Source organism: Mammaliicoccus sp. C-M13 (assembly GCF_022386845.1).
GTDB classification, from domain to species: Bacteria; Bacillota; Bacilli; order Staphylococcales; family Staphylococcaceae; genus Mammaliicoccus; species Mammaliicoccus lentus.
In genome coordinates this window covers 55,492-70,995 of sequence record NZ_JAJNHQ010000004.1, presented here as the reverse complement: position 1 = coordinate 70,995, position 15,504 = coordinate 55,492, and the positions used below count along the sequence as shown (strand labels likewise).

The window sequence follows — 15,504 nt, the reverse complement described above, 5'->3', positions numbered from 1 at the left end:
ACTTTATTTTTTAAAATCTATTAATAGGATAATATACGAGAAAATTACTTCATATATCAAACAAAAATACTGAATATTATTAAATATTTATAAAAATGATGCTTATAATATCAATCGTTCTGATATAAAACTTAATAAGTTCATTTTTTTATAAATCAATTTATTACTATATTCATATATAAAAGTGATTTTTGATAATTTAATTTTTGTATTTTAGTTACGTTTTTCTGCGGAATAAAATTGTTTCTAAAAGCATTATCACTACAGTATGTGATGTGGTACTAAGTTCTAGTTATAAGCAATTATTTAATGATTGAAAAGATATTGTCGTATACCTTTTTACTTTTGTTTTATATTTACAATGTGTTATATTTATAAATGTAAGGGCTTACATTTATTTGAGGGGGTCTTTTATGAAATGTTTGCATCATAGATAGTTGGGGGTTAGTCTAATGAAAATTATTTCGTTCAATGATTTAAAAGATATTGTAAAGTCTGGTGATGTAATATCTATTGCTGCATTATCAGTTGCTAATTTACCGGTTAATGTTTTAAAACATATTGCTTTGGCTCATGAGAAAACTGGGCAAATTGATGATTTAACTATTATGTTGGCAAATGATATTAGTGATTACCGTGGGGATGGTTATGATTTAGATTCATTTGTTAGTCGTGGGATGGTTAAACGACTGATTGCAAGTATTATTATTGGTTCACCTAAAACGATTGAAGCGATAAAAAACAATGAAATTGAAGCTTACATGTTGCCTCAAGGTTTAATGGCGACGCATTATAGACGAGATTCAAAATTGTTTCCTGGCACGATTTCTAAGATAGGACTTAATACGAACATAGATCCAAGATATTCAGGTGGAAAAGTGAATGAAGTGACTAAAAAAGATATCGTTAGTTTACTAGAAGTGAATCATGAAGAATACTTACATTATGATTTTCCTAAAACCGATATTGCACTTCTTCGTGGTACATATGCAGATAGTGAAGGTAATATTTTTATGAATCATGAAGCACACTTAGGTGAAGGTTATGGCGTTGCAGCAGCAGCTCATAGTAACGGTGGGAAAGTCATCGTACAAGTTAAAGAAATTGTGGAAAGTGGTAGTTTCAAGCCGACTGAAGTATTTATACCAGGTGAACTTGTAGACTATGTAGTTGTGAACGATAATCCGAAATATCATCGACAACTTCCACAAGCATATTATGACCCTGCTTTATCAGGTGAATACAGAATCAATAAAATGCTTGAACCATTTATTGAGTTTAATATACGTAAAGTTATTCTCCGTCGAGCTGCACAATTTCTACAAAGAGATGATGTAGTCAGTATTGGTTTTGGAATCAACAATGAACTATCAAATATGCTAGTAGAAGAGGAAGCACATGACTTAGTGCAGTTAAACGTTGATACTGGTAACTTTGGTGGAATGGTAGGAAGTAGGAAATACTTCGGTATGAACTATAACTTAGATGCAAGAATGAGACATGAAATGACTTGGGACTTTATATATAGCGGTGGACTGGATGTAGCATATTTAAGCTTTGCTGAAATCGACCAACATGGAAATGTTAATGTCTCGATGTATGGCGATAGAATGAATGGCTGTGGGGGATTCGTTGATATTAGCCAAACAGTTAAGAGAATTGTATTTTCAGGGACGATGGTAGTAGGAAGTCAGTCTACTTGTAGCAATAATGAGTTGGTCATTGAACAAGAAGGTCATACAAAGAAATTTGTAGAACAAGTTAAAAATTTAGACTTCAATGCTGCATATTCTAGAAAATTAGGACAAGAAGTTTATTATGTTACTGAACGTGCTGTATTCCAATTAACTGATGATGGTCTGAAATTGATTGAAATTGCGCCAGGTTTAGATTTAGAAAAAGATGTACTCGCTAACTTGGCATTTCAACCGATTATCGCTGATGATCTTAAAATGATAAATCGAGACATTTATCAAGAAAATTGGGGAGGCTTGCAAAGAAGTATTCAAGATAATAGTTCAAACTATTAAGGGGGGCGTTTAATATGAATTACGATTGGATAAAAACGAGAGCGCAATTTGATGAAGAGAAACCAGCAGTCATCGATCCGTTAAAAGGCACGGAATGGACTTACCAAGAATTGAATATAAGGGCAGAAAACTTAGCGAATCACCTACAAGAACAAGGGGTTAAACGTGGTGATGTCGTTGGTATTTTTGCGCCAAACGATGTGTCAATTTTAGATTTATTGTTTGCTTCATTTAAAATAGGCGCAGTATACTTTCCGATGAATTGGCGTCTAAAACCAAATGAAATCGAAAGTGTGATAGAAGATTCAAATATTAAAATGATATTTTATTCCACTAGGCATCTGAGTAGTTTACAAGGTATAGCAGATGAGTATTTACATTTAGATATAGATTCTAAAGAATATGATGAAATAGTGGATCCGAAAAATCATCGACCATTTGAATCAGTAGATGTGGGGCAAGATGATTTAGCATCATTAATGTATACGAGTGGAACAACAGGATTACCTAAAGGTGTTATGTTTACGTATGAATCATTCACAACAAATGCTGTAAATACGATTTTAACTTATAAAGTAAACGCTGATTTCTCTACTATCGTATCATTACCAATGTTCCATGTATTTGGTTTTAATGATTTAACAATTCCATTATTGATGGCAGGTGGCACAATTGTACTGCATCGCTACTTTGAAGGTGAACAGTTAAATGATTTAATGAAGAAGTATCAACCTAATTATTTAACACTTATTCCGACGATGTATTATGCGATGTTAGTAGCACCAAACTTTGATATGAAAAGCTTTGAAAATATAGACTTTCTTGTTCAAGGTGGGTCTGCTCCGCTTCCAGGCGTGCAGAAAAAATTCCAAAGCATGGGTTTAAATTTAATTAATGGTTATGGATTAACGGAAGCACCATTAGCATTAGTTAATACACCTACAAATGCAGTGAAGAAACCAATGAGTATCGGCAAACCTGTCATGTACGTTAAGGTACGTATATACAATGATGATTATGAAGAAGTTGGAGTAGGAGAAATCGGAGAGCTTGCAATTAAGGGTAAACAAGTAACGCCAGGTTATTGGAATAAACCTGAAGCGACCGAGAAAAACTTTAAAGATGGTTATTTCTTAACAGGAGATTTGGCGAGAGTTGATGAAGATGGAGATATTTATATTGTAGACCGCAAAAAAGAAATGATTATTACAGGCGGGGAAAACGTGTTACCTTCTGAAGTTGAAGCAGTCCTTGCATCTCATCCTCTAGTAGCTCAAGGTGTAGTCGTAGGGTTTGAGAGTGAGAAATTTGGCGAATCCGTATCTGCAGCTGTGTTACTATCAGAAGATGATCCTGATTATGAAGAAAAATTAGATAAACATATGAAGGAGCATTTAGCAGGCTATAAAGTTCCGAAAATGTATTTGAAAGTTACGAAAATGCCATTAACATCTACTTCAAAACCCGATAAATTAGAAATTCAAAAAATGATGAATAAGAAAGCGAAACAAAATAATAAAGAAAATGACTTAGAATAAAGCATTATATTTTTTTAAATCTTATTGTAAGCGTTATCATTTTAAATGGAGGTTACTATTATGACAAACAGAGAAGAAACATTAAAAGAATTATTTCCAGAAGATATACTCAATATTTCTAAAGACTTAACAGACGGTGAATTGAAATTTCTTAAACAATTAAATGATTTGTTAGAAGAAAAATATAGATCAACTATTAATGAACATTGGATAAATGCGACAGTTCCAGAAGATTTCTTTGATGATATGGGTAAGTTAGATTATTTTAATAATCCATTATTATTTGAAGGCCGTGAAGGTGCTAAAACACCGAGTCAATTATTCCAATTTTTCATGTCATATGTTGTAGCACGATTTGATGTTTCACTAGTTACGCTATTAGGTGTACATCAAGGTTTAGGACACAATTCATTCTTGTTTGGCGGAAGCAAAGAACAAATCGCTTATTATATTCCTAAATTACAATCTCACGAATTGAGAACATGTTTCGCTTTAACTGAGCCTGAACATGGATCAGACGTTGCTGGTGGATTAGAAACAACAGCAAAGAGAGAAGGAGATAAATGGATTATCAATGGTGAGAAGAAATGGATAGGCGGTGCAAACTTATCTGATGTTATACCAGTTTATGCAGTAGATGTTGAAACAGGTAAGCCTAAAGGTTTCATTATTAAGCCTGAACAAGAAGGTGTAGATATTGAAATTATTGAAAATAAAATAGCGTTAAGAATTATACCAAATACAATAATTCGTTTAAAAAATGTAGAAGTTAAAGAAGAAGATAGATTACAAAATATTAATGGCTTCAAAGATATTGCAAAAGTACTTTATTCAACACGTGCTGGTGTAGCGTACATGGCTACTGGAGCATTAGCAGGTGCATTACGCGCTACATTGGATTATGTGACTGAGCGTAAGCAATTTGGTAAAGAAATTAGTAAATATCAATTAATTCAAGAGAAGTTAGCTATGATGCAAGGTAACTTAGCTCAAGCGATGGCAACTTGTGCACAACTTGCGCGAATGCAAGCCCATGGTGAGTATGATGAAGTTGCAACTTCAACAGCAAAAATGATGAATTCATTGAGACTTAGAGAATCAGTTGCAATGGGTAGAGGTATTACAGGTGGTAACGGTATTCTCGCTGAATATGATATTGCAAGATTCTTCTCGGATGCTGAAGCAGTATACACATATGAAGGTACACATGAAATAAACGCTTTAGTTATAGGGCGCGCATTAACAGGTGATTCAGCCTTTCTTTAATTCGATAACAAGTAAAGAAATACAGAATATATTGGAGGACTTTTTATGACTATAAAAAAAGCAACCGTTCTAGGTGCAGGCACAATGGGAAGTCAAATAGCTGCTCTATTAGTAAACGCAGGATTGAAAGTAAAACTATTAGATATAGTAATTGATGAGCAAGATCCTAATAAAATTTCTAAAAAAGCATATGAAACGATAACAGACAAAAAAAGACCGTTATTGTTTAATTTAGAAATTGCTTCTAACTTATCATACGGTAATTTTCAAGATGATTTAAATGGTGAAGATGATGCTGATATCTATATTGAAGCGGTGAAAGAAGAACTAGAGATTAAGCATCAAGTATGGAAACAAGTAACATCAGTAGCTAAAGATGATGCAATATTTGCGACAAATACTTCTGGTATTCCTATTGAAGCAATATCAAAAGTGTTTGAACCAAAAGATAAAGAACGATTCTTAGGTATGCACTTCTTCAATCCGCCTCGTATTATGAAGTTAGTAGAGGTTATACCGAATAAAGATACTTCAAAAGATGTTATAGACAGAACACAAACATTTGCTGAAGAAATATTAGGTAAAGGTGTTGTTGTCGCTAACGATGTTCCGGGATTTGTAGCAAACAGAGTCGGAACACAAACGATGAATGACATTATGTATCGAGGGGAAGAACAAGGATTTTCAATTGTTGAAGTCGATGCTTTAACAGGACGTGCTATCGGTAGACCGAGTACAGGAACTTACGGATTATCAGATTTAGTCGGATTAGATATTGCGGTCACTGTTATTAAAGGGCTACAACAAATTCCAGAAGAAGAGCCTTATTTCAAAGATACAAAAATTGCAGAAACGCTCGTTAAAAACGGTTCGTTAGGTCGTAAAACAAAACAAGGCTTTTATAAAAAAGATAAAAAGACACGTTTAGTTTATGATATAGATTCGGATGAATACGTACAGCCTGAACCACCACAATTAGAAATTTTATCTAAATTCAGTAAAGATTTAAAATCAAATTTAGATGTGATATTTAATGCAGAAGATAAAGCAGGATTATATTTATGGGAAACATTAAGAAATAATTTCTATTATTCAGCAATTAATGTACCAAAAGCTGCTTCTGACTTTAAAGATATTGATCGAGCTTTAGTTTGGGGATTTAACTGGAAAGCAGGTCCATTTAAACTTTGGGATTTAATGGGCTTCGAAAGAGTTAAAAAACGTATGAAAGATGAGCTTGGTGAGTTACCAGAGTGGATTGAAAATCAAACTGAAAGTTTCTATAAAGAAGGAGAAACAATAGAACGTGTAACGCCTACATCGGAATTTATTGACCGTGAAATTTGGAATAAAGAAGACTCTAATTTATCTGTGGCAAACAAAGATCAATTGTTATTTAAATTACAAAGTAAAAATAATATCGTATCAGATGGTTTTGCTGAAGATTTAATAGAAGCTATAGATTTATTAGAAGAAGAAGATTATACAAGTATGGTTATATACGCTGATGGTAATAATTTCAGTGTTGGTGCAAATTTATATTTAATGAAGCAAGCGCACGAATCTAAAGATGTGGAAAATTTAGTTGGTCCAGCCATTGATAACTTGCATAAGAGTTTCAACAGAATGAAGTATTCACTTAAACCAATCGTAACTGCCGTGCATGGTAGAGCTTTAGGTGGTGGTTGTGAAGTTGTACTTCACTCGCCATTCGTGGTAGCAGCAAGTGAAACGTATATAGGATTAGTTGAAACAGGTGTAGGCTTATTACCAAGTGGTGGTGGATTAGCTGAGCTTTCTGATAGAGTGCTAAGAACAAATCATAAAGAAAATGATAAGCAAGAGTCTATTTCAAAAGTATTAATGAACGTAGGTCTAGCTAAAGTTTCAACAAATGCATATGAAGCTAAACGCTATGGTTATTTAAGAGATACAGACTCTATCATATTCAATAAAGAAAAACGTGTTGAAGTAGCGTTAAATAAAGCGAAATATGAATCAGAAACAAATTATATTCCAAAACCAAAAGCGCAATATACTGCATTAGGTAGAGACTTTAAAGCGCTAGCTCAAGGTCAATTGGACGCACAACGTTTAGGCCACTTTATTAGTGATTATGATTACGAAATTACAATGAAAGTTGCACATATATTATCTGGCGGAGACTTGCCACGCAACACATTTATAAACCAAAGATACCTTCAAAAATTAGAAAGAGAAGGATTCTTACAACTCTTACAAAACGAAAAAACATATGACCGTATTTCACATATGTTAGAAAAAGGAAAACCTTTACGCAATTAATGATGAGTTGAAAAAGAGAGGATGGATATCAATGCAAGATGCATATATAGTAGCATACGGACGTTCAGCAGCGGGTAAAGCAAAGCCAGGCGGCGCGTTATTCCATGAAAGACCTGATGAAGTTGGTGCACAAGTCTTAAAAGGTGTATTAGATAAAATAGAAGGATCATTCGACTACAGTATGGTAGACGATGTAATACTCGGCAATGCTTTCCCAGAGGGTTTACAAGGACAAAATATGGCGCGTTCAATCGCGTTGTTAGCTGGTCTTCCTAAAGAAGTGCCAGGACAAACTGTGAATCGTTACTGTTCTTCAGGACTACAAACAATCGCAATAGCAGCTAATGAAATTATGTCAGAACAAGCAGATGTGTTAGTTGCTGGCGGTGTAGAATTAATGAGTGCCGTGCCAATGGGCGGTAATGAACCAACGAACAATCCAGAGTTGCAAGAACAAGATACAGGTGTTTCTTATCCGATGGGATTAACGGCTGAAATGGTAGCAGATGAATTTAATGTTTCTAGAGAAGAACAGGATAAATATGCAGTAGAAAGTCATAAGCGTGCTAATGAAGCACGTGAAGCGGGGAAATTTGATGATGAAATTATACCGCTAGACATTCATAAAGTAAGTTATGACCAAAACGGCCCTGTCGTATCAAAAGAAATATTCAAAGAAGACGAGTTAATCAGACCAGAAACAAATCTTGAAACATTAGCCAAATTAAGAACCGTATTCAAGGCAGATGGAACGGTAACTGCTGGAACATCAGCACCTTTAACAGACGGAGCAGGATTTGTAGTGCTGATGTCTGGTGATAAAGTGAAAGAACTAGGTGTTAAACCAATTGCTAAGTTTGTAGGGTTTAAAGCAGTAGGTGTTGATCCTAAAATAATGGGTATTGGCCCAGCATACGCAATTCCAGAAGTACTTGAACTTACAAATCTTAATGTAGAAGATATTGACTTAGTTGAATTAAACGAAGCTTTTGCTTCACAAACAGTTGCTTCAATTAATAAAGTAGGGCTAGATGTTAACAAGACAAACGTTAATGGTGGTGCAATAGCATTAGGTCACCCACTAGGGGCAACAGGTGCAATGCTAACTGCTAAGCTCTTATCTGAAATGAAGAGAAGACCAGATTCTAAATATGGAATGGTCACAATGTGTATTGGAGTAGGTATGGGTGCAGCAGGTATCTTTGAATATGTAAGATAAATTAAATTTGAGAACTAAATAATATGTTACAAAATAAAGCTCCTAATCCTTTGTGTTTAATTAATGGATTAGGAGCTTTTTGTTTATATAAGATTTAGTTATTTATTATATTTTTCTTGTTCTGCTTCTCTTAATTCTACGCGTCTTATTTTTCCTGAATTAGTTTTAGGTAATGTATTTACAAATTCAATCGCTCTTGGATATTTATAAGGTGCCGCGTCTTGTTTTACGTATGTTTGTAGTTCTTTTACAAGTGCATCATCACCATCAACACCTTCTTGTAAAATAACAAAAGCTTTCACAATGTTACCGCGGATTTCATCTGGACTAGCTACGACTGCACACTCTTGTACTTTAGGGTGTTTCGTTAATGAGTCTTCAACTTCAAATGGCCCGATTGTATATCCTGAGCTAATGATAATGTCATCTTCTCTTCCTTTGAACCAGAAGTATCCATCTTCATCTAATCTTGCGCGGTCGCCTGTTACATAGTAGTTGCCTCTTTTTGAAGCTTCAGTACGTTCTTCATCTTTATAATAACCTTGGAATAAAGAAGGTGAATCTAATGAAACAGCGATATCACCTGTTGAACCGTCTGTAATTGGTTCGCCATCTTCATCAATGATTGCGACATTACTGCCAGGAATTGCTTTACCCATTGCACCGATTCTGCTTTCAGTGTCTTTTAAGAATGCGATTAGCAATGTATTTTCAGTTTGACCGTAGCCGTCTCTAACTTTAATGTTAAAGTTTTCTTGGAATTTTTCTATTACCTCTTTGTTTAATGGTTCGCCTGCTGAAACAGCACTATGTAGATTTTTTAAAGTGTAATCAGCTAAGTTAGGAAGTTTAGCCATTAAACGGTATTCAGTTGGTGTACAGCAAAGCGCGTTAACCTCGTGTTTTTCTAGTAAATCTAAATATTTTTTAGCGTCAAATTTACCGTTGTATACAAGAGCTGTAGCACCTGAACCTAAAATTGATAAGAATGGGCTCCATACCCATTTTTGCCAGCCTGGAGCAGCAGTTGCCCAAACAGTATCGCCTTCACTAATGCTTAACCAATGTTTAGGTGCTGTTTGAATGTGAGCATATCCCCAACCATGTGTATGCACGACTGCTTTAGGAAGCCCAGTTGTACCTGATGTGTATGAAAGTAGCGCAATATCATCGCGTTTTGTTTTGTCTACTTCTAATGTTTCACTCGCGTCAGCTTTTTCTTTGTCTAAAGGAATCCAATTTTCTTCTTCATCACCGACGATGAATTTCGTTAATTGCTCATATTCCTTAATATTATAAAATTCATTTGTAGAATTAGAGATTGAAACGACTGCATCTATTTCACCGTGTGTAATTCTATGTTGTAAATCTTTAGTTCTTAACATTTCTGAACTTGGAATGATGATTAGCCCTGATTTTAATGCGGCAGTATAAATTTCGTAAGTCACAATAGATCTAGGCATCAGTATTAATATTTTGTCACCTTTTTTAAGCCCGTTGTTTTTAAAAACATTCCCGACTTTATTTGCGTTTTTCATTAAATCTGAATATGTAATATGTTGTACATCACCTGATATATCTTCAAAAACAATGGCTTCTTTTGTTTGGTCCACTGCATATTTTTCTATTTCATTAACGATATTATAAGTTTCAGGTGCGATTAAATTTGAATTGTCCATAACTATCTCCTTATATCTTTAGATTATTTATACATTTTAACAATGATTACTATTTAATACGAATAAATAAAACTTATAACATATAATTTAGGGCTTTTTATTGACAATTTTACAAAATAAATATATGTTATAAAAGTATATAAAAAATAGTTTGGGTATAGATTCTTTAGCAATTGGCTAATATATATTGGTTAATTGAAAAAGAAGTTTACTAAAACTATTAATAAAAAATGAACTATTTCTCAGGAAATAATAAATATTATTCTATATTTTAATAATAAAGGAAGCAATACAAACAACGTTAAGTATGTTTGGTTGAAGCCGACAATTATAGCAAATCATTATGAATGATTTGTTTTAAATTGTCGGCTTTTTTATTTTTAAGTCATATATAAAGGAGTAGTCAATATGATGAGTTTATTAGTATTATTTTTCATCACATTAGTTATAGCGATTTTAAGCGGATTGTTATTTCTTATACATAAAGTACCATTACGTTACGCTAAATATCATTTAATCATTTTTTCGGTTCCTACATTTATTGCTTTAATTGGGACGATTTTTATTCGAGAAAATCTAGAAATTGGTCCATGGCATTTAGATGTATTATCTTGGCTACTTGCATTCTTTATATTGATGATTGGATTAATTATCCAAAGGTTTTCATTGAGATATTTATACGGAGATGCGCATTATCGAAAGTATTTTACATTGTTTACGATAATGACAACTTTCGCCTCTGTAGCATGGTTGAGTGATGACTTGAGAATTATGACAGGACTGTGGGGCATCACGCTACTTTGTTTAACAATGTTAATAAAATTGAACAAACAATGGAAAGTGACAAAAGAAGCATCTAAAATAACAGGTATTTTGTTCTTAGTGAGTTGGCTTTCTTTATTATGTGCGATATTATTCGTGAATTATTTATCTGGAGAATGGGCAATTTCAGCAATATTTACTGTAGAAAATTTAAAATCATTTGATTCGTGGCAAGGTGTTATCATACAGCTTCTATTAATATTATCAGTGATTATTCCTGCCGCTCAATGGCCTTTCCATAGATGGCTTATAGAATCTGTTGCAGCGCCAACACCTGTTTCAGCAATTATGCATGCCGGAATTGTAAATGTGGGTGGCGTTATTTTAACAAGATTTTCACCGATTTTTATGAACGAGTGGACGTTATCAATTTTACTTATTATTGCAAGTGTTTCTGTATTAATAGGTTCAGGCATCAGCTTAGTCCATGTAGATTATAAAAGGCAGTTAGTTGGATCTACGATGGGGCAAATGGGCTTTATGCTTATTCAATGTGCTTTAGGAGCTTATTCAGCTGCAATTATTCATCTCATATTACATGGATTGTTTAAAGCAACTTTATTCTTACGTTCAGGATCGGCTGTGAGACACTTTGAAGTGCCTACAAGAATGAATGAAAGCATATCTTATATTTGGGTGTTAGTCGGTCGTTTCTTAGCTGTATTTATAGGTATCACTTTTTGGTTGATTACCCCTTATAGTAGTTATCAATTCATAAGTGCACTTATATTAGCTTGGTCCTTATCTGTATCATGGACACAGCTTGTTGCATTTGGAGAAGGAAAATTAGGACGAATAATAGGTTTAGCAGCATTAGTCTCTATCAGTGTTGTATACTTCGCTATTCATAACTTCTTTCATCATTGGTTACAACAATTTGAATTTCAACTTGCAGAACCACCTTTCTTTGTTGTCACTGTCATGATTGCAATGTTGGTGTTAGGTAGTTTAATGAGCATGTGGATAGGAAGAAATAAATCTTCTCGCATATTCTTAATGACATATTTATGGCTTGTACATTTCGGAGAAGCAAAATATCACTCTGTTGAAAGTCATCCAAGATATTTGAAAGATCATTTTGTAAAAGGTGGTTATAAACATGGTTAATGTAATCTTAAATACGCAAAATATAAAAAATATCATACAATCAGCAAGTCGAGTTATCGTGCCGTTATCGCCGATTTCAATTTTTGCTGCTAGACACCCGTGGGCTAATATGGAAGAACAAACTTTTGAAGAAGTCGCAAGATGGATAAAAGAAACACAAGAAATTAACATGTATGCCAATAAAAATATTATTAAATCTGCTATTAAAAAAGAAGAAATCAATGAATATTTTATTTCAAATAAATTAGAAGATTGGTTAGAAAAAGCAGACTATAAAATTGATAAAGAAGAATTACTCCAATTTGCACAGAAAGCTTTAAAAGGCATAACTTTAAAAGATGAAGTAGTTAAGCAATACGAAAAAGAATTAAAACAACATTATACTGTAGATGAATTTAATCTATCTAAAAATAAGAAAGTTAAAATGTTGAGTGCTTATCAACAAAGTAAATCAGGTGAACCATACAATGATATATTGAACTATCATATTATAAAATGGTGCAAATTATATTTAGATAATGCTCAATCTGGTTGGTCGATGCCAACACATAATGAAAGTTTTTATAATGCTTGGAAAAAGATGGTCGTATTGGATCCTGCATTAAATAAAAATATACGTCAACAATTTAAAAATTTACCTGAAGATTCAATTGAAGCAATGGAATGTTGCTTAGATAATTTGAATATTGAACAACAACATATTCAATCTTATTTAGAATCGCATTTAATCTCATTACCAGGATGGGCTGGTATGATGCTTTGGTATGATGAAAAATCTAATCAAACAAAAAATCTGTTACAAGAATATTTAACGATTAGACTAGCTCTAGAATGGTCACTAATCGGAAATCTCGTACCTGAAGATTTATTAGAACAAGAAGTTGATTACACTTCAATAGTTGCATGGTTAGAGTGGGGAGATTTCACTTTAGAAAAATGGCTAGCATTACCAAAAGATAAACAAAAGGAATATATACGATTTTCTCTTGATTTTGATGAGATTACACGTAAGAAAATATTGTTAGAAGCATGGGAAGATACTTATGAATTAAGTTTAAGACAAGAAATTAACTCTCAACTTGTTAATAACATGCCAATACAAGAAACGAAAGCGCAATTGGCATTCTGTATAGATACAAGATCAGAACCTTTCAGAAGACAGTTAGAAATGGAAGGACCATTTGAAACGATTGGTATCGCGGGTTTTTTCGGTTTACCAATAGAAAAATGTGAATTAGGGCATCAACATACGCATAATTCATTACCGGTTATGAACCAACCGCTACATAAAATTCAAGAATTTGAAGCGAACAGTAATGAAAATGATTATGTGGATAAGAAGAAAACAGTATCTTCCTTAATTTATACTTTTAAAAAGATGAAACAAAATGTATTACCTAGTTTATTATTACCGGAACTAACTGGACCATGGCTTAGTATTCAAACTATTACAAGAAGCTTTATGCCGAAAAGTTCAGGTAGTATCATTAATAAATTTAACGATACATTTTTGAAAAAACCTGAAACAACATTAACAATTAACGAGCATGAACATAATCATGGACAACAAGATAGTTTGCCAATTGGTTTTACAGAAAAAGAAAAAATCAATTATACGGCAGAAGCTTTAAAATTAATGAGTTTAACTGAAGGTTTTGCTCCGCTAGTTGTGATATGCGGTCATGGTAGTCACACAGCTAACAACCCTTATTCAGCTTCTCTAGATTGTGGTGCTTGTGGCGGTTCAGCAAGTGGTTTCAATGCTAAAGTACTAGCGACGTTATGTAATTTACCTGAAGTTAGAACAGGACTGCTTAAACATCATATTTTTATACCTGAAGAGACAGTGTTTATCGCAGCAGAACATTGTACAACAATTGATGAGCTTGAATGGATATATGTTCCGGAATTATCGAAAGAAGCTGAAGAATCATATATATTATTAAAAAATACAATTCCAGAAGTGAGTCGCAAAGCTAACGAGTTGAGATTAACACAATTACCAGGCATTCATTACGATAAGAAAAATGCTACTAAAGAAGCTAAGAAAATATCTAGTGACTGGAGTGAAGTGCGTCCTGAATGGGGATTAGCACGAAATGCATCATTTATAATTGGTCAAAGACAATTAACTAAGAAGCGACAATTAAATGGAAGGTCGTTCTTGCACAATTATGATTGGAGAAAGGATCAAGATGGCGTTTTATTGAATACTATTTTGACAGGACCAGCGACTGTTTCCCAATGGATAAACCTACAATATTACGCTTCGACAGTTGCTCCACACTTTTATGGAAGTGGCAGTAAAGCGACTCAAACAGTTACTTCGGGCATTGGTGTAATGCAAGGTAATGCTAGTGATTTATTAACAGGGTTACCGTGGCAATCTGTTATGAAATCAGATGAAGATTTTTATCATTCACCGATTCGATTATTAATCGTTATACAAGCGCCTAATCATTACATTGAACGTTTATTAAATGAAAATGAAGTGTTAAACACCAAATTGAAAAATGGTTGGTTATTAATTTCAAGTATTAATGAACATGGAGAATGGATTAAATGGTAAACAGATAGGGAGCAATTTTTTGCTGAGAGGATGTATAATGATGAACGAAGAAAATAATATATTGATATTAGGTGAATTAAATACACATTCAGAAGACGAATTTGTTAGACAAGTGTTTGATAAGACAGCTCATGTGTTTACTATAAATAGTTATCAATCAGAAATAGCGCAAGCATATGGAGAAGTTATGAGATCAATCATTATATCGATTTATCAGAAAGACATTCGAGAAATATACATCATTGGTAAAGACGAGGCTTATAATTTACCTAATATTGACTTACCTGAAATGATTAAAAGCATGGAAAATCGTTTAAAAACGATAGACTATTTATTTGAGAATTGTAAGCCAGAAATGAATGGTGAAAGTATTATAGATTGGTTAAATGGTGAACGTGATGTTCATAAACGAATTGAAGAAAGTGTTAACCAGATTTATAACCATCCATTAGTACCGGAAAATATTAAAATTTCCGGGATAATATTCAAAGAAAATGATGCAGAAACAATTATTCAAGAAACAACTTAAAGAGTATTTATCAATTTGTGAGGAGATGAAAGATATGGACATGACGAAAGGGTACTGTGAATCTACAATAAGTAAAGCTATCACACAATGGGAAAAAGAATATTTAGGCAGAGGTTCCTTGTCAGTGAAGACAGATATATTAAGAGATATGATTATTGTAGATTTACAAGGTATTTTAACACCTGCTGAATACAAAGTCTCTGAAACAAAGGAAGGTTTACTTTCCATTAAACGCACGAGATCTACTTTAGTGGAATCAGACGTTTCACATCTTTATGAAATAATATTTAATATAACTAATGAAAAAGTTGACAGTTTTCATACTGATTTAAGTTCTCGTACTGGCGAACGTATGATGATTTTTAAAATGTACAATAATATTGAAGATTTATTTAATAAATAGGGTTGATTTGTAAATGTTTATTTGCGACAATTTCATAG

General features: G+C 33.3%; 10 protein-coding genes. 9 read left to right on the top strand and 1 reads right to left on the bottom strand.

Features of this window, described 5'->3' with window-relative positions; all coding sequences use genetic code 11:
- Positions 1–452 precede the first annotated feature (452 nt).
- The 5 genes from fadX to LQ615_RS04470 are packed head-to-tail and all read left to right on the top strand — an operon-like array spanning position 453 to position 8,357.
- Complete coding sequence (fadX, locus tag LQ615_RS04490; RefSeq protein WP_239703749.1) at positions 453–2,030, top strand: fatty acid degradation protein FadX; 1,578 nt, start codon at positions 453–455, stop codon at positions 2,028–2,030.
- A 14-nt stretch (positions 2,031–2,044) separates the two neighbouring features.
- On the top strand, positions 2,045–3,568 hold the full coding sequence (gene fadD / locus LQ615_RS04485; protein WP_103269203.1) for a long-chain-fatty-acid--CoA ligase FadD: 1,524 nt from the start codon (positions 2,045–2,047) through the stop codon (positions 3,566–3,568).
- A 60-nt stretch (positions 3,569–3,628) separates the two neighbouring features.
- On the top strand, positions 3,629–4,834 hold the full coding sequence (gene fadE, locus LQ615_RS04480) for an acyl-CoA dehydrogenase FadE (protein WP_017000995.1): 1,206 nt from the start codon (positions 3,629–3,631) through the stop codon (positions 4,832–4,834).
- A 45-nt stretch (positions 4,835–4,879) separates the two neighbouring features.
- Positions 4,880–7,138, top strand: a complete 2,259-nt coding sequence (gene fadB / locus LQ615_RS04475; RefSeq protein WP_239703750.1) for a 3-hydroxyacyl-CoA dehydrogenase/crotonase FadB — start codon at positions 4,880–4,882, stop codon at positions 7,136–7,138.
- Between the two features lie 31 nt (positions 7,139–7,169).
- The gene (locus LQ615_RS04470) at positions 7,170–8,357 is read left to right on the top strand and encodes a thiolase family protein (RefSeq protein ID WP_103269205.1); all 1,188 of its coding nucleotides are present in this window, start codon (positions 7,170–7,172) and stop codon (positions 8,355–8,357) included.
- Positions 8,358–8,455: 98 nt separating this feature from the next.
- On the opposite strand, the gene mbcS is transcribed toward LQ615_RS04470, so the two are convergent.
- Entirely contained in the window at positions 8,456–10,036 is a 1,581-nt protein-coding gene (gene mbcS / locus LQ615_RS04465; protein WP_103269206.1) for an acyl-CoA synthetase MbcS, read from the bottom strand.
- A gap of 408 nt (positions 10,037–10,444) precedes the next feature.
- On the opposite strand from mbcS, the gene LQ615_RS04460 reads away from it, so the two are divergent.
- The 4 genes from LQ615_RS04460 to LQ615_RS04445 are packed head-to-tail and all read left to right on the top strand — an operon-like array spanning position 10,445 to position 15,466.
- A complete protein-coding gene (locus LQ615_RS04460) occupies positions 10,445–11,965 on the top strand; it encodes an NADH dehydrogenase subunit 5 (RefSeq protein ID WP_064204429.1) in 1,521 nt (506 codons plus the stop codon).
- Positions 11,958–14,534: a DUF2309 domain-containing protein gene (locus LQ615_RS04455; protein WP_064204430.1), complete on the top strand. Its 2,577-nt coding sequence runs from the start codon at positions 11,958–11,960 to the stop codon at positions 14,532–14,534. Before LQ615_RS04460 ends, LQ615_RS04455 begins: the two co-directional genes overlap by 8 nt.
- Positions 14,535–14,571: 37 nt before the next feature.
- On the top strand, positions 14,572–15,063 hold the full coding sequence (locus tag LQ615_RS04450) for a carbonic anhydrase (RefSeq protein WP_064204431.1): 492 nt from the start codon (positions 14,572–14,574) through the stop codon (positions 15,061–15,063).
- A gap of 34 nt (positions 15,064–15,097) precedes the next feature.
- A complete protein-coding gene (locus LQ615_RS04445) occupies positions 15,098–15,466 on the top strand; it encodes a Na-translocating system protein MpsC family protein (protein ID WP_017001006.1) in 369 nt (122 codons plus the stop codon).
- Positions 15,467–15,504: the final 38 nt, after the last annotated feature.